The sequence below is a fragment of the Paractinoplanes ferrugineus genome (genome assembly GCF_016862195.1).
Classification (GTDB): domain Bacteria; phylum Actinomycetota; class Actinomycetes; order Mycobacteriales; family Micromonosporaceae; genus Actinoplanes; species Actinoplanes ferrugineus.
Window position 1 is genome coordinate 1 of sequence record NZ_BOMM01000009.1, and the last position, 14555, is coordinate 14555.

Here is a 14555-nt window from a genome sequence, read left to right on the forward strand (position 1 = left end):
GGGGCAACCGCTCAAACTTACCCGGTCGGCCTCGCCAGCGCAAGATCCTAGATCTTGGTAGCACCGCCCAGTTTTTCTCCGCAAAACTTAACCGCGTAAAGCGGAAAGTTCGTAGAGGTGGCCCAGCAGGACCGGCCGACGATCGCGTCTAGGCGATCAGTCCGCCCGGCTCCCTGCGGGCTTTGTTACTCTACCCGGTCGTTCTCGCTAGTGCAAATCCTGATTTCTCAGAACCTCGAACCAGCCTCGCCCGGTGCTTCGGCAAGCTTAGCGCCTGCCTCCGCGGCCCGCCGGAGCGGGGTGGACCGTCACTTTCGTGCCGTTCCGTCCCGGTTTCCCGTGGGCAAAGAGAAAGTTACGGGATCATGTGCCGGTGATGCAAATCGACCCCCGTGACGATCTCTTCCACGAGGCCCCCGCGGCCGGCAGCCGACCATGACAGAGTGGGCCCATGGGTGAATCCCCGACACTGGCAGGCGACGCACTCCTGGATCTCGTCTTCCCCATGTGGCAGTTCGTGATCGGTGCACTTGTGCTGGTCACGCTGGTGGTGTCGGTGTCGCGCCTGATCCGTCGCGGCCCCTCGCGGATGGGCGGCGCGATGCTCCTGGCCGGCAGCGCGGTCATCGGCGTAGCGGTGCTCGGCTATCTCGTACAGCTCCTGTGACGCGCACTACCCCGGTGGCCGAGCGTCTACAGACGGCGGTTGGCCAGGCTCGTTAGCTCGCTGCGAATCAGCTCGAGGCGGTCGAGGTCGATCTCGGCGGTCACGATCCCCACGGTGTCGGGCGCCTGGGCAAGGACCGTCCCCCACGGGTCGATGATCATGCTGCGCCCGAAACAGGTTCGTTCCGGCTCGTGGTCGCCGATCTGGCCGGCCGCCACCACGTAGCACTGGTTCTCGATCGCACGAGCCCGCAACAGAACCTCCCAGTGGTCCCGTCCGGTGTGCATCATGAACGCCGCGGGCACGACGAGGACCCGGGCGCCGGCGATCGCCAGACGGCGATACAGCTCCGGGAACCTCAGGTCGTAACAGATGGACAGCCCGGTGGCGACACCCGCGACATCGGCGACGACAGGCGCCTCGCCCGGCGCCACCGTTCGCGACTCCTGATAGGAAACCCGCCCGGCGATCTCCACGTCGTAGAGATGAATCTTGCGGTACGTCGCCGCCCGCTCCCCCAGGGGCGAAAACACCAAAGTCGTGTTGTACGTGTGTTCCTCGTCGGGCCCGCTCTCATGGAACGACCCCGCGTGCACCCAGATGCCGAGTTCGCGCGCAGCCCGGGCGAAGAACTGGGCGAACTCCCCATCAATCGATTCGGGCGCCGGCGCGGTCTTTCCCGGGCCGAGGTAATCGACGTACTCGGGGAGCACCGCGAGTTCGGCACCGGCGGAGGCGGCCCGCTCCAGCAGACCGCGGGCCACCCGCAGGTTGTCGGCACGATCGGCACGGGAGTTGAGTTGGCACACCGCTACTCGCATGAGTCGAGCCTACGCACTGGCGACCGGGCCAGGAAAGCACGAACACCGCGCCGGCCGGAGCCGTACGCGGTGCTCGTGGGGTGAAGATCAGGCCGACTTCTCCTCGCGATCCGGGCGGCGGCGACGGCCGACGAACTCCCGGGGAACGATTGTCGGGTTGACGTTTTCCAGCACTACCTCGCGGGTGATGACCACCCGGGCGGCGTCGGGGTTGCTCGGCACCTCGTACATCACGGAGAGCAGGACCTCCTCCATGATCGCCCGCAGACCACGCGCCCCGGTGCCACGCAGCATCGCCTGATCGGCGATGGCCTCGAGGGCACCCTCGTCGAACTCCAGCTCCACGCCGTCGAGCTCGAACAGGCGCTGGTACTGCTTCACGTACGCGTTCCGCGGCTCGGTCAGGATCTTGATGAGCGCCTCGCGGTCGAGGTTGCGCACCGTCGTGATCACCGGCAGACGGCCGATGAACTCGGGGATCAAGCCGAACTTCAGCATGTCTTCCGGCATGACCCGGCTGAAGATGTCGTCGGTGTTGCGCTCGGAGATGGAGCGCAGGTGCGCACCGAACCCGACACCCCCGTGGCCGACGCGGGACTCGATGATGCGGTCCAGACCGGCGAATGCGCCGCCCACGATGAACAGCACGTTCGTCGTGTCGATCTGGATGAACTCCTGGTGCGGGTGCTTGCGGCCACCCTGGGGCGGGACGTTGGCGACCGTACCCTCAAGGATCTTGAGCAGGGCCTGCTGGACACCCTCGCCGGAGACGTCACGGGTGATCGACGGGTTTTCGCTCTTGCGGGCGATCTTGTCGACCTCGTCGATGTAGATGATGCCCTGCTCGGCGCGCTTGACGTCGTAGTCGGCCGCCTGGATGAGCTTGAGCAGGATGTTCTCGACGTCCTCGCCGACGTAGCCGGCCTCCGTCAGCGCGGTCGCGTCGGCGATCGCAAACGGCACGTTGAGCATGCGGGCCAAGGTCTGCGCCAAGTGCGTCTTACCGCAACCCGTCGGCCCGATGAGCATGATGTTGGACTTGGCCACCTCGACGTCACTGCCGCCACCGGGCGCGCCGCTCGACTCAGCCTGAATCCGCTTGTAGTGGTTGTAGACCGCTACCGAAAGAGCCTTCTTGGCCTGTTCCTGCCCGACCACGTAGTTGTCGAGGAAGGCGCAGATCTCCATCGGCTTGGGAAGCTCTTCCCACTTCACCTCGCCGGTCTCGGCCAGCTCTTCTTCGATGATCTCGTTGCAGAGGTCAATGCACTCGTCGCAGATGTAGACGCCTGGCCCCGCGATGAGCTTTTTGACCTGCTTCTGGGACTTCCCACAGAAGGAGCACTTCAGTAGGTCGCCGCCGTCGCCGATCCGTGCCACCTACGGTCTCCTTGAGCTCATCGGCCGGCTGACGCCGACCGCTGGGACGAGGCAAGTTTGCCTCGTTGCCATCTCATCGTCTGCCGAGCCGCGTTACTGAGGCTGCATGCTTGACGTTACCCGCAAAAGGGCTGTTCTCCGACCCCCCAAAACGGGCGTGTCAGGGGTCGGCCAGTTTAACCTGCTCCGGCCGGCCCCTGACAGGCACGTCCAACCGCCCCGCCGCCGCCCGAAGGCGGACCGTGGAGCAGCGTCTTGCTCAGCTACCCGAACCCACCGACTGCAGAGTCTTCTTCCGGCTGGCCAGGACGGTGTCGACGATGCCGTACTCCTTGGCCTCGGCCGCCGTCATGATCTTGTCGCGGTCGATGTCCTTGCGGACCTTCTCGACGGCCTGGCCGGAGTGACGAGCGATCATCTCCTCCAGCTGGGTGCGCATGCGGAGGATCTCACGAGCCTGGATCTCGATGTCCGAACCCTGGCCGTAGCCGCCCTCGGTGGCCGGCTGGTGGATCAGCACCCGCGAGTGCGGCAGCGCGAGGCGCTTACCGGGGGTGCCACCGGCGAGCAGCACCGCGGCGGCGCTGGCGGCCTGCCCCAGGCACACGGTCGAGATGTCCGGGCGGACGTACTGCATGGTGTCGTAGATGGCCGTCATGGCCGTGAACGAGCCACCGGGCGAGTTGATGTACATCGTGATGTCGCGGTCGGGGTCGGAGCTCTCCAGCGTCAGCAGCTGGGCCATCACGTCGTTGGCCGACGCGTCGTCCACCTGGACGCCGAGGAAGATGATCCGGTCCTCGAACATCTTGTTGTACGGGTTGGTCTCCTTCATCATCCCGTTCGAGGAACGCTCGACGAAGGAAGGCAGCACATAGCGGTTCTGCACCGGAGCGAACCCGGGAGGCATAGTCAGGTCAGTCATCTTTCAGCTCCTCAGTTCAGCGTTCCGGCGCCCTCGGGCACCTCGGTCGCGGTGGTGATCACCTTGTCGATGAAGCCATAGTCCTTGGCCTCCTGCGCGGTGAACCAACGGTCCCGGTCGAAGTCCTCAGCGATCTGCTCCTGGGACTGACCGGTGTGAAACGCGATCCGCTCCTGGAACATACGCTTGGTGTAGAGCATCTGCTCCGCCTGGATGGCGATGTCGGCGGCGGTGCCACCCATGCCGCCGGACGGCTGGTGCATCATGATCCGAGCGTGCGGCAGCGCGAAGCGCTTACCGGCGGCGCCGGCGCAAAGCAGGAACTGCCCCATCGACGCGGCCATGCCCATCGCGACGGTCTGCACGTCGTTGTCGATGAACTGCATCGTGTCGTAGATCGCCATGCCGGAGTAGACCGAACCACCCGGCGAGTTGATCCAGAGGTTGATGTCCCGCTCCGGGTCCTCGGCCGAAAGCAGCAGCAGCTGCGCGCAGATGCGGTTGGCAACCGCGTCGGTCACCTCGCTGCCGAGGAAAATGATCCGCTCACGCAGCAGGCGGTTGAAGACCGAGTCGTCGAGGTTGCCACTAAGGCTTTCGCCCCCACGCAGCACAGGGCTCGCGGGGATGTGGAGATCGGTCATGGCAGCCCTTCACAGCTGACTGTGCCGGTCGAGCTTCCGCCCGGCAGGTTGTCCGTCGTACGACCAACCTAACCGGTCGATTGCGCATCAGCTTCCCGCTCGGGCAGGTGTTCGCTGACAGCGCACGCCCCTGGAAACACGACCGGCCGCCGCCGGTGAGGCGACGGCCGGTCGTCAACGACAAATCAGTGGTTGTGACCCGCGTGCTCGTCCTCCGAGGCGGCCCGGAGGTCGTCGAGGGTGAGCGTGTTGCCTTCCGAGTCCTTCATCGTGACCTGCTCCATCACCGAGGCGAGCGCCTTGCCCCGGCGCACGTCGCCGAACACGGCAGCCGCCGCACCCGACTGGACGAGCTGGTCGTAGTACTCCTGAGGCTGCATCTGGGCGCGCTGGGCCCGGTGCACGATCTCGTGACCGAACTCGTCGTCGGAGACCTGAACGTCCTCGGCGTCGGCGATCGTGTCGAGCAGCAGCTGAATGCGGACACCCTCCTGGGCGGCCTCGGTCAGCTCCTGGTCGATCTGCTCCTCGGTCTTCTCCTCCGAGGTCAGGTAGTCCTGCAGGCTGGCGCCGATGCGCTCCAGCTGGTCGGTCATGGCCTGCTTGCGACCCTCGACCTCATCCTTGACGACACCCTCGGGGGCGGGGATCTCGGCCGTCTCGACAAGCTGCTTGAGCGCCTCGTCGCGAGCGGCGTAGATCTGCTCGACCTTCTTCACCTTGGTCAGGCGCTCGGTCAGGTCGTTGCGGAGCTCCTCGAGCGTGTCGAACTCGCTCGCCAGCTGGGCGAACTCGTCGTCGATCTCGGGCAGCTGCTTGTCCTTGACGCTGCGCACCGTCACCTTGACCTCGGCGTCGCGGCCGGCGAAGTCGCCGCCCACCAGCTCGGTCGTGAAGTTGGCGTCGGCGCCGGCGACCATGCCCACCAGCACCTCGTCGAGGCCCGGGAGCAACTGCTTGCTGCCGACCTCGTGGGAGATGTTGTTGGCCGAGCCGCCCGGCACCTCTTCGCCGTCGACGGTGGCGTTGAGGTCGAGCTGCACGTAGTCACCCTCGGCGGCGGGCCGGTCGACGGTCTTCAAGGTGGCGAAACGCTCGCGCAGGCCCTTGATCTGCTCGTCGATCTCGTTGTCGCCGACCTCGATGGCCGGAACAGTCACCGTGATGGTGGACAGGTCCGGGACCGCGATCTCGGGGCGCACGTCCACCTCGGCGGTGAACTTCAGCGGCTGGTTGTCGGCGAACTCGGTGATCTCCACCTCGGGACGGCCGAGCGTCTTCACGTCGTGCTCACGGACCGCGGCGAGGATCTGCTGAGGGATCGCCTCCTGCACGGCCTCGTTGAGAACCGCGCCCCGCCCGACCCGCTGGTCGATGACGGCGGCCGGAATCTTGCCACGACGGAAGCCCGGCACCTGCACCTGCGCGCCGATCTCCCGGTACGCCTTCTGCAGGCTCGGCTTGAGCTCGTCGAACGGCACCTCGATGGCGAGCTTCACCCTGGTCGGGCTCAGAGTCTCGACGGTGCTCTTCACAGGCGTACTCCTAGTTGCTGCGGATAGTTGATGTCAGTCGGGGTGGCGGGATTTGAACCCACGGCCCCTCGCTCCCAAAGCGAGTGCGCTACCAAGCTGCGCCACACCCCGTGGCGGTGGCCAGTGTATGCGGTCCGCTTTCCCCCGCGTGCCTCGGAGTCACCTGGTAGGCAATACCGGTTCGCGCGACCGGGAGGTGATTCAGTAAGCTGGGCGAGCGACCCCGGTCCAACCGGGGCTCGCGGGCGTAGCTCAATGGTAGAGCCTCAGTCTTCCAAACTGATTACGCGAGTTCGATTCTCGTCGCCCGCTCCGAGATGGCCGAACCCTGCCCACACTTCGGTGGGCCTTTTCTCGTCGCCATTCCTCGATGGGGGCCGAGCCCCCAAACCCCCCGATGCATGGTTACGGCCCCGGGTGAGTGACGGCCCTGGTGTGGTTACGGCCCTGGTGTGGGCACGGCCCTGATCTGGGCACGGGAGTTGGTGCGGGCACGGCACCGGCACGCTTGGGTGGTGGCGCGGGGCGCGGGGCGCGGGCGCGGGCGCGGGCGGGGAGGGTGATGGGGGCGCGGTCGGGGTGGGTTATTTCGCGGGTGGGTGCAGGGAGCGGGCCAGGGCGGCGGGGGTTCGGCCGGTCTCCTGGCGGACGGCTCGGGTCATGTGGGACTGGTCGGCGAAGCCGGTGCGGACGGCCAGGTCGGCCAGGTCGGGGGCGTCCGGGAGTTCGTCGAGGGCGGCTCGGACCCGCAGGTGGCGGCGGTAGGCGCGAAGGGTGCAGCCGGTCGTGCGGCGGAACATGCGGGACAGGTGCCAGGGCGACCAGCCGACGGCGGCGGCCAGGGTGGGCAGGTCGCTTGAGGGGTCGGCGTGCAGCCGGACCCGGACCTCGTCGATCGCGGCGGCGCGCGGCCACGACAGCGCCGGCGAAGCCGGGAGCAGGGCGTCGATCAGTTCGGCCACGCGGTCGGGGGTGGGGTCGGCGAGCAGGTGGCGGTGGGCCAGGTCGGCAGCCGCGGAGACGTGCACGGCGGCGCCCGCGTGGGCGAGCCGGTCGGCCAGGTCGTCGGGGACGGTGAGTGCGGTGCAGACGTCGGCGCCGGCGGGGTGGGCCACGCGCTGGCACTCCCCCGGGCGCTGGAGGTAGCCGGTGGTCACGTCGGCGACCGAGGTCCGGCCGTCGACGCTGCGCAGGAAGACGCCGCGGCGGACCAGCACGACCGAGGCGGAGGTGACCGGTTCCTCGGGACTCCACGCCGGATGGTCGCCGGGACAGCGGACGGCCGCGACCCGGCCGAACGGGGTCCGCACGAGCAGGCTGTGGTCGAGCACAGCGTCACGCTAGGCGGGCAGGACCGGTCCGGCGACCCCGGACCCGGGGCGGCGCAAGAAGGTTCAAGACGGCGAGCGGGCGGCGGCCCGACGCTGGCGGGCATGACTTTGGTTGAGGAACTTGTCGCTGACCGGCCCTGGGTGGGGCACGAGCCGGAGATGGAGCTGTACGGGCGGCTGATCGGCACCTGGGATGTGGTCAACCGCTTCTACGCCGAGGACCGGGCCGAATGGGTCACCGGAACGGTGGTGTGGACGTTCGGGTGGGTGCTGGCCGGGCACACCGTGCAGGACGTCATGTGGTTCACCGGGCCGGGTCCGGACGGCGGTCCGCGCCGGGTGACCGGCAGCACGGTGCGGCACTACGACCCGGCCGGCAAGTGCTGGGCCGTGGTCTGGTTCTCGCCGACCTCGAAGATCTTCACGCTGACCGGCCGGGGCGGGGACGACGGAGACATCGTCCAGGAGGGCACGCAACCGGACGGGCGGCCGATCCGGTGGCTGTTCACCGAGGTGACCCGGGAGAGTTTCCGCTGGCTGGGCTACGTCTCCGACGATCAGGGCGAGACCTGGCGGCTCGTGCAGGAGATGCGGGCCGCCCGCCGGTAGAAGAGCAACAGCGCCGGTAGAAGGGGCACAGCGCCGGGCCGCCACCCGGCGCTGTGCCGTCTCAACACCGACGAAGAGGAAGAACTCCGACGCCGGGGAGTATCTGGCGTCCCCGCAGCGGGGACGCACCGGCGGAACTGGGAGCACTTCCAATCTTGAAGCTTTCCAGTAACCCGGCAGTCAAGGTAACGCTCGTCTTCGATGCGCGTCTATTAGCGGGGCCTTAAATCTGACCCCGAGATCAGTCCGTGATCACGGACCGCGACGGACTTGACATGTGACCTTTTGGTCTCATAACTTTGCGTCATGGAGGACGACGACCGGGTGTTCAAGGCCCTCGCCGACTCGAGTCGCCGGTTCCTGCTCGATCTGCTCTTCGAGCGGGACGGGCGCACCCTCACCGAGCTCGAGTCCGAGCTCGAGATGACGCGCTTCGGTGTCGCCAAGCACCTCAAGGTGCTCGAGGAGGCCGGCCTCGTCGTCACGCGCCGGTCCGGGCGGGAGAAGCTGCACTTCCTCAACCCGGTGCCGATCCGGCTGATCCATGACCGATGGATCGACAAGTACACCGAGCACCACGTCACGGCCCTCATCGATCTGAAGCACGCGCTGGAGGAAGACGAATCATGAGCGAGACGACGCAGGTCTACCGGATCTGGATCAAGGCGACGCCGGAGAAGATCTGGGCGGCGATCACCGATCCGGAGTGGAATTCGCGATACGCGTACATGGCGCCCGCGCACTATGAGTTGACCAAGGGTGGCTCGTTCCACGGGACCGCCACCGCCGACATGAAGGCGTTCGCCGCGGCCAACGGGTTCGAGTTGCCGGACACGATCATGGACGGCGAGGTGCTCGAGGTCGAACCGCCGCGGCGGCTGGTGCAGACCTGGCGGATGCTGATGGACCCGTCGACCGCGGCCGAGCCGTTCACGACCGTCACGTACGAGATCGAGGACGCCCGGATGCAGCCCGGCGTCTGCAAACTGACCGTCACCCACGAACTGACCGGCGCACCGGCCACCGCGGCGATGGTGGCCGGCACCGAGGACAGCGGCGCCGGCGGTGGCTGGGCGTGGATCCTCAGCGACCTGAAGACGCTGGTGGAGACCGGTAAGAACTTCGTCGAGTGATCGATCCCGCCGTCCGGCCCTGGGGAAATCCGGGCCGGGCCGGTAGGGTCCGCGAATGACCTGGCTCTGGTTGTCACTCATCGTGATCGGGGTCGCCATGATCGTGGCGGCCTTCTGGCCGACCATCCGTGGCCGGAAGGACAAGGGCGAAAACGAGGACGGCGTCGCCGAGCGCTGAGCGGCGGGCTGGCACACTGCCAAGGGTGAGCGACGGAGAGCTGGCCGCCTACAGCCTCGTCGAGCTTGCCGTCGACCGGCTGCGGCGCGACATCCTGAGCGGGCGCACCGATCCCGGCGAACGACTCGTCGAGGAACAACTGACCCGCCGCCTGGGCATCAGCCGGGCACCCCTGCGTGAGGCCATGCGCCTTCTGGCCCAGCAGGGCCTGGTCGAGCACATCCCGCGCCGCGGCGCCCGGGTGGCCACGCTCTCCGACGACGACGTGCGTGAGCTCTACGAGGTTCGGGACGTCCTGGAGCGGCACGCGGTCGCGACCATGCCGGCCCGGCCCGAGCTGACCGGGCTGCGGGCGGCCCTCGAGGTGATGCGCAAGGCCACCGAGGCGGACGACCGGCTCGAGCTGGCGAACGCGCACCGGCGTTTCCACACCGAGGTGGTGCGGCTCGGCGGCAACAAGCAGATGGCCGGGCTGTACGAGTCGATCCTGGTGCGGATCCAGCTCTACATGGCGGTCAACATGCGGCGGGAGGCCGAGACCGCCCGCGCCGAGGACGGTGTGGCGCGCCACGAACGGCTGTTCGGGGCCATCGACGCGGGCGACACCGAGGGCATTCGGGCGGCACTGAGCGAGCACGGCGCGCGCACGTACCTCACGTAGCCGCCGCGGAGGGGCGCCGGCCACGGAAAGACGCAGCGAAACGGCCCCGTTACAAAACCGGGCGGATGCCGAAACAGGATTGTCGACAATCGACGATGTGGACGTACACGAGGTCGTCGAGGAAACGCTCGCAAAGCTTGGCAAAACGGACGGTGTCTGGATCAGCACCTTCTCCGCCGCCCAGCTGCATGCCCGCGCGGACGAGATCGACCCGAGCCTGCCGCTGGCCGGGCTGACGTTCGGGGTCAAGGACAACATCGACGTCGCCGGTCTGCCCACCACGGCCGCCTGTCCCGGGTTCGGCTATTCCCCGGAGCGCACCGCCCCGGTCGTCCAGCGGTTGCTCGACGCCGGCGCGATCGCGGTCGGCAAGACCAATCTGGACCAGTTCGCCACCGGTCTGACCGGCGCCCGCTCCCCCTACGGCACACCGCAGAGCGTCTTCGGCGGCGGCCTGATCTCCGGCGGCTCCAGTTCGGGAAGCGCCGTCGCGGTGGCCGACGGCACGGTCGGTTTCGCCCTCGGCACCGACACCGCCGGTTCCGGCCGGGTGCCGGCCGCCCTCAACGGCATCGTCGGACTCAAACCGACACGCGGCCTGCTGAGCACCCTCGGCGTGGTCCCGGCCTGCCGCTCCCTCGACTGCGTCTCGATCTTCGCGCCGGACCTCGGAACGGCCGGCCGGGTGATGCGCACGGCGAGCGGCCACGTTGCCGGGGACCCATGGTCCCGTACCGGACAACGGCCTTTGATCCTGGATCCTCGGGTGGCCGTGCCGGCGAGCCTGGATTTCTTCGGCGACGCCGGGCAGGAGAAGGCGTTCGCGCGCTTCGGCGGCGACCTGAAGGTCGACATCGGACCCCTGCTGGAGGCCGGTGACCTGCTCTATCGCGGCCCGTGGGTGGCCGAGCGGCTGGCCGATCTGGGCGAGTTCCTCGAGGCCCACCCCGATGCGGTCCTGCCGATCACCAGGGACATCCTGCGGACCGGGTACGGGTTCAGCGCCGCCGACGCCTTCCGTGCGCAGCACCGCCTCCAGGAGCTGAAGCTGGCCGCGGACGAGATCTGGCAGACCGCTGACGTCCTGGTCCTGCCGACGATCGGGACCACCTACACGCACGCGGAGATCGCCGCCGACCCGATCGGCCGCAATCTCGACCTGGGTCGTTATACGCAATTCGCGAACCTGCTCAACATGGCTGCCGTGACCGTGCCGCACGGGTTCACCCACGACGGCCGGCCGGCTTCGCTGACCCTGTTCGGGCCGGCCTTCAGCGACGAGACCCTGCGACACCACGCGCGGTCGCTGACCGGCGGCGACGTCATGACGATCGCGGTCGTCGGGCTGCACCTGAGCGGCCAGCCGCGCAACGGGGAGCTGCTGGAACGTGGCGCCACCCTGATCGGCGCGGCCCGCACCGCGCCCAGCTACCGCCTCTACGTCCTGCCCTCCGGCGCGCCCGGCCTGGTGCGGGTGGCGGCCGGCGGAGCGGCGATCGACGTCGAGCTGTGGCAACTGCCCGCGAGCGGCGTGGGCGGTTTCCTGACCGGCATCAAGGCCCCGCTCGGCCTGGGCCGGGTCGCGATGCAGGACGGCACCGAGGTCACCGGCTTCCTCTGCGAGGAATACGCGGTGGCCGGCGCCCTGGACATCACCGCCAGCGGCGGCTGGCGGAACCACCGGATGGGAGGAGCGAACTCATGACCGCAACGATCGGGCCGGTCGAGGCCGACCCGTACATGTGGCCGTTCGACGGGTCGGTTCCCGTCGATCGGACCGCGTTGATCTGCATCGACTGGCAGACCGACTTCTGCGGCAAGGGCGGCTACGTCGACTCGATGGGTTACGACATCGAGCTGACCCGGGCCGGCCTGCCGGCCACCGCCAAGCTGCTGGACCACGTCCGCGGGCTCGGCATGCTGGTCGTCCACACCCGCGAGGGACACGACCCCGACCTCTCCGACCTGCCGGCGAACAAGCGGTGGCGGTCGGCCCGGATCGGGGCGGAGATCGGCGGCGACGGACCGTGCGGCCGGATCCTGGTGCGCGGCGAGCCGGGCTGGGAGATCGTCCCCGAGGTGGCCCCGGCCGCCGGCGAGGTCGTGATCGACAAGCCCGGCAAGGGCGCGTTCTATGCCACCAACCTCGACCTGGTGCTGCGGACGCACGGCATCACCCACCTGATCCTCACCGGCATCACGACCGACGTGTGCGTGCACACCACCATGCGGGAAGCCAACGACCGCGGTTACGAGTGCCTGATCCTCAGCGACTGCACGGGGGCCACCGATCCGGCCAACCACACCGCCGCACTGCACATGGTGACCATGCAGGGCGGCGTCTTCGGCTGCGTCTCCACATCGACTGCCGTCATCGCGGCCACGGAGGCCTGACCATGTCAACCGTCGACGCCCGGCCCGGCCCGTTCACTTTCGACCCGAACCACACCGCCCTGATCGTCATCGACATGCAGCGCGATTTCCTTCTGCCCGGCGGCTTCGGCGAGAGCCTCGGCAACGACGTGTCGCAGCTGCGTCGCACGATCGAGCCGCTGGCCGCCCTGATCGGCGCCTGGCGCGCGGCCGGGCTGCCGGTCATCCACACCCGCGAGGGCCACCTACCCGATTTGTCGGATTGCCCGCCGGCCAAGCTCAGCCGGGGCGCACCAAGCATGCGAATCGGCGACCCGGGGGCGTTCGGCCGGATCCTGATTCGCGGCGAATACGGCCACGACATCGTCGACGAACTCCAGCCGATCGCGGGCGAGATGGTGATCGACAAGCCGGGCAAGGGCGCGTTCTACGCCACCGAATTGTCCGACATCCTGGAGAAATCCGAAATATCAAGCTTGATCGTCACCGGTGTCACGACCGAGGTCTGTGTGCACACCACGGTCCGGGAGGCCAACGACCGCGGCTACGAGTGCCTCGTACTCGAAGACTGCGTCGGCTCCTACTTCCCGGAGTTCCAGCAGGTCGGCCTCAAGATGATCGCCGCCCAGGGCGGCATCTTCGGCTGGGTCGCCGAATCCCCCTCAGTGATCGCTGCCATTTCGGAGTAGAGAATGAAGCTGCCCTACTGGGTTCGCGGGGACACCAACGCCTTCTTCGGCTTCGGCGTCAACGTCCTGGTCAACGTCCTCACCCTCACCGGACTCTGCATCGGCGTCATCAAGATGCCGGCCGGCGACGTCTTCGGCGTCATCCTTCCCGCCCTCGGCATCGCCCTGGTCGCGGGCAACATCTACTACACCTACCTGGCGCGGCGGCTGGCCGCCAAGGAGAACCGCAGCGACGTCACGGCCATGCCGTACGGGCCGAGCGTCCCGCACATGTTCATCGTGATCTTCGTGATCATGCTGCCGATCTACCTCACCACCAAGGACCCCATCCGGGCGTGGACGGCGGGCATCGCCTGGGCCTTCATCATCGGCGTCATCGTGCTGATCGGCGCGTTCGTCGGACCGTACATCCGCAAGTACGCCCCCAAGGCCGCGCTCCTCGGCACCCTGGCCGGCATCTCGATCACGTTCATCTCGATGAACCCGGCCGGCAACATGTGGAAGGCCGCCTGGATCGCCCTGCCGGTCTTCGGCCTGCTGCTGATCGGCCTGCTCACCGACATCAAGCTGCCCTTCAACATCCCGATCGGGCTGGTCGCGCTGCTGGCCGGCACCGCGATCGGCTGGATCGGCGGCGCGATGAGCGTCCCCGACGTGACCGCCGCCGCCAAGGACATCGCGTTCGCCTTCCCGCACCTGAAGTTCGACCTGCTGATCGACGGCCTCAAGGACATGGCGCCGCTGCTGGCCACGGCGATCCCGCTGGGCGTCTACAACTTCACCGAGGCGATGACCAACGTGGAGAGCGCGGCCACCGCCGGTGACCGCTTCAACCTGCGCAGCGTGCTGCTGGCCGACGGCGCCGGCGCGATCATCGGCTCCTGCCTCGGCTCACCGTTCCCGCCGGCCGTCTACGTCGGGCACCCCGGCTGGAAGGCCGCGGGCGGCCGCACCGGCTACTCGATGGCCACCGGCATCGTCATCGCGCTGCTCTGCTTCTTCGGCCTGTTCGGCCTGCTCGGCTCGATCTTCCCGACCGCGGCGATCGTGCCGATCCTGCTCTACATCGGTCTGCTGATCGGTGCGCAGGCGTTCCAGGCGACCCCCCGGGCCCACGCGGCCGCGGTGGTCGCGGCCCTCATCCCGAACATCGCCCAGTGGGCGACCGGCCAGATGGACAACACCCTGGCCGCCGCCGGCACCACCGCCGCGCAGGTCGGCACGGACGCCCTGACCGGCGCCGGCGTCGTCTACGACGGCCTGAAGACGCTCGGCGAGGGCGCCATCCTGGCCGGTCTGGTGCTGGGCGCGATCGTCGTGTTCATCATCGACAAGCGGTTCTGGCACGCGGCGATCGGCGCGGGCGCGGGCGCGGTGCTCACCTTCGTCGGCCTGATCCACGCCGAGAAGGTGCAGTGGAACGCCAACGGCCAGGTCGCCCTCGGTTACCTGTTCCTGGCGGCGATCTGCGTGCTCTTCGCCCTCACCAGACCGACCCCGCGGGTCCCCGACCCGGACGAGACACCCGAGGTCGAGGGCAACACCTTCACCGAAGCGCCCGAGGGCGGCGTCCCGGTGCCGGCCAAGGCCTGATTCCCCGGCGGTCCGG

The 14555-nt window shown here is 68.2% G+C and carries 16 protein-coding genes and 2 tRNA genes; 11 read left to right on the forward strand and 7 right to left on the reverse strand.

What is annotated here, in order from left to right; genetic code table 11:
* Positions 1-451: 451 nt before the first annotated feature.
* The gene (locus Afe05nite_RS06435; protein WP_203816050.1) at positions 452-667 is read left to right on the forward strand and encodes a hypothetical protein; all 216 of its coding nucleotides are present in this window, start codon (positions 452-454) and stop codon (positions 665-667) included.
* 26 nt (positions 668-693) lie between these two features.
* Here Afe05nite_RS06435 and Afe05nite_RS06440 read toward each other — a convergent pair whose 3' ends face one another.
* From Afe05nite_RS06440 to Afe05nite_RS06465, 6 genes are all read right to left on the reverse strand, one after another.
* Positions 694-1488: a carbon-nitrogen hydrolase family protein gene (locus Afe05nite_RS06440; RefSeq protein ID WP_203816051.1), complete on the reverse strand. Its 795-nt coding sequence runs from the start codon at positions 1486-1488 to the stop codon at positions 694-696.
* Between the two features lie 87 nt (positions 1489-1575).
* Positions 1576-2868 carry an ATP-dependent Clp protease ATP-binding subunit ClpX gene (gene clpX / locus Afe05nite_RS06445; protein WP_203816052.1) on the reverse strand — a complete coding sequence of 431 codons (1293 nt, stop codon included), beginning with the start codon at positions 2866-2868 and terminating at the stop codon, positions 1576-1578.
* Between the two features lie 259 nt (positions 2869-3127).
* Positions 3128-3793: an ATP-dependent Clp protease proteolytic subunit gene (locus Afe05nite_RS06450; RefSeq protein ID WP_203816053.1), complete on the reverse strand. Its 666-nt coding sequence runs from the start codon at positions 3791-3793 to the stop codon at positions 3128-3130.
* A gap of 11 nt (positions 3794-3804) precedes the next feature.
* Positions 3805-4437 carry a ClpP family protease gene (locus Afe05nite_RS06455; RefSeq protein ID WP_203816054.1) on the reverse strand — a complete coding sequence of 211 codons (633 nt, stop codon included), beginning with the start codon at positions 4435-4437 and terminating at the stop codon, positions 3805-3807.
* A gap of 185 nt (positions 4438-4622) precedes the next feature.
* Positions 4623-5972, reverse strand: coding sequence for a trigger factor (gene tig / locus Afe05nite_RS06460; protein WP_203816055.1), 1350 nt, complete (start codon positions 5970-5972; stop codon positions 4623-4625).
* Positions 5973-6009: 37 nt separating this feature from the next.
* A tRNA-Pro gene (locus tag Afe05nite_RS06465) sits at positions 6010-6083 on the reverse strand.
* A 130-nt stretch (positions 6084-6213) separates the two neighbouring features.
* Here Afe05nite_RS06465 and Afe05nite_RS06470 point away from each other — a divergent pair.
* Positions 6214-6284, forward strand: a tRNA-Gly gene (locus tag Afe05nite_RS06470).
* 272 nt (positions 6285-6556) lie between these two features.
* Here Afe05nite_RS06470 and Afe05nite_RS06475 read toward each other — a convergent pair.
* Positions 6557-7303, reverse strand: a complete 747-nt coding sequence (locus tag Afe05nite_RS06475; RefSeq protein ID WP_203816056.1) for an AraC family transcriptional regulator — start codon at positions 7301-7303, stop codon at positions 6557-6559.
* A 102-nt stretch (positions 7304-7405) separates the two neighbouring features.
* On the opposite strand from Afe05nite_RS06475, the gene Afe05nite_RS06480 reads away from it, so the two are divergent.
* The 9 genes from Afe05nite_RS06480 (at position 7406) to Afe05nite_RS06515 (ending at position 14539) form a co-directional block, all read left to right on the forward strand.
* Positions 7406-7912, forward strand: coding sequence for a hypothetical protein (locus tag Afe05nite_RS06480; protein ID WP_203816057.1), 507 nt, complete (start codon positions 7406-7408; stop codon positions 7910-7912).
* Positions 7913-8218: 306 nt separating this feature from the next.
* A complete protein-coding gene (locus Afe05nite_RS06485; protein ID WP_203816058.1) occupies positions 8219-8542 on the forward strand; it encodes an ArsR/SmtB family transcription factor in 324 nt (107 codons plus the stop codon).
* Positions 8539-9045: an SRPBCC domain-containing protein gene (locus Afe05nite_RS06490; protein ID WP_203816059.1), complete on the forward strand. Its 507-nt coding sequence runs from the start codon at positions 8539-8541 to the stop codon at positions 9043-9045. Before Afe05nite_RS06485 ends, Afe05nite_RS06490 begins: the two co-directional genes overlap by 4 nt.
* A gap of 55 nt (positions 9046-9100) precedes the next feature.
* Positions 9101-9223 (forward strand): hypothetical protein, encoded by a 123-nt coding sequence (locus Afe05nite_RS44480; protein WP_275407449.1) that lies wholly within the window; start codon positions 9101-9103, stop codon positions 9221-9223.
* 25 nt (positions 9224-9248) lie between these two features.
* Positions 9249-9884: a GntR family transcriptional regulator gene (locus tag Afe05nite_RS06495; protein ID WP_203816060.1), complete on the forward strand. Its 636-nt coding sequence runs from the start codon at positions 9249-9251 to the stop codon at positions 9882-9884.
* A 97-nt stretch (positions 9885-9981) separates the two neighbouring features.
* Entirely contained in the window at positions 9982-11589 is a 1608-nt protein-coding gene (gene atzF, locus Afe05nite_RS06500) for an allophanate hydrolase (protein ID WP_203816061.1), read from the forward strand.
* Positions 11586-12278 carry a biuret amidohydrolase gene (biuH, locus tag Afe05nite_RS06505; RefSeq protein WP_203816062.1) on the forward strand — a complete coding sequence of 231 codons (693 nt, stop codon included), beginning with the start codon at positions 11586-11588 and terminating at the stop codon, positions 12276-12278. The genes atzF and biuH overlap by 4 nt, the downstream gene beginning before the upstream one ends.
* 2 nt (positions 12279-12280) lie before the next feature.
* Complete coding sequence (locus tag Afe05nite_RS06510) at positions 12281-12946, forward strand: cysteine hydrolase family protein (protein ID WP_203816063.1); 666 nt, start codon at positions 12281-12283, stop codon at positions 12944-12946.
* Between the two features lie 3 nt (positions 12947-12949).
* Positions 12950-14539 carry a SulP family inorganic anion transporter gene (locus Afe05nite_RS06515; protein ID WP_203816064.1) on the forward strand — a complete coding sequence of 530 codons (1590 nt, stop codon included), beginning with the start codon at positions 12950-12952 and terminating at the stop codon, positions 14537-14539.
* The last annotated feature ends 16 nt before the right edge of the window (positions 14540-14555 follow it).

What these genes read in the sequence shown, in the direction of transcription:
- Afe05nite_RS06485 (WP_203816058.1), top strand. Translation starts at nt 8,219, where the DNA reads ATGGAGGACGACGACCGGGTGTTCAAGGCCCTCGCCGACTCGAGTCGC.
- biuH (WP_203816062.1), top strand. Translation starts at nt 11,586, where the DNA reads ATGACCGCAACGATCGGGCCGGTCGAGGCCGACCCGTACATGTGGCCG.
- Afe05nite_RS06435 (WP_203816050.1), top strand. Translation starts at nt 452, where the DNA reads ATGGGTGAATCCCCGACACTGGCAGGCGACGCACTCCTGGATCTCGTC.
- Afe05nite_RS06480 (WP_203816057.1), top strand. Translation starts at nt 7,406, where the DNA reads ATGACTTTGGTTGAGGAACTTGTCGCTGACCGGCCCTGGGTGGGGCAC.
- Afe05nite_RS06490 (WP_203816059.1), top strand. Translation starts at nt 8,539, where the DNA reads ATGAGCGAGACGACGCAGGTCTACCGGATCTGGATCAAGGCGACGCCG.
- Afe05nite_RS06510 (WP_203816063.1), top strand. Translation starts at nt 12,281, where the DNA reads ATGTCAACCGTCGACGCCCGGCCCGGCCCGTTCACTTTCGACCCGAAC.
- Afe05nite_RS06450 (WP_203816053.1), bottom strand. Translation starts at nt 3,793, where the DNA reads ATGACTGACCTGACTATGCCTCCCGGGTTCGCTCCGGTGCAGAACCGC.
- Afe05nite_RS06515 (WP_203816064.1), top strand. Translation starts at nt 12,950, where the DNA reads ATGAAGCTGCCCTACTGGGTTCGCGGGGACACCAACGCCTTCTTCGGC.
- Afe05nite_RS06455 (WP_203816054.1), bottom strand. Translation starts at nt 4,437, where the DNA reads ATGACCGATCTCCACATCCCCGCGAGCCCTGTGCTGCGTGGGGGCGAA.
- Afe05nite_RS06440 (WP_203816051.1), bottom strand. Translation starts at nt 1,488, where the DNA reads ATGCGAGTAGCGGTGTGCCAACTCAACTCCCGTGCCGATCGTGCCGAC.
- Afe05nite_RS44480 (WP_275407449.1), top strand. Translation starts at nt 9,101, where the DNA reads ATGACCTGGCTCTGGTTGTCACTCATCGTGATCGGGGTCGCCATGATC.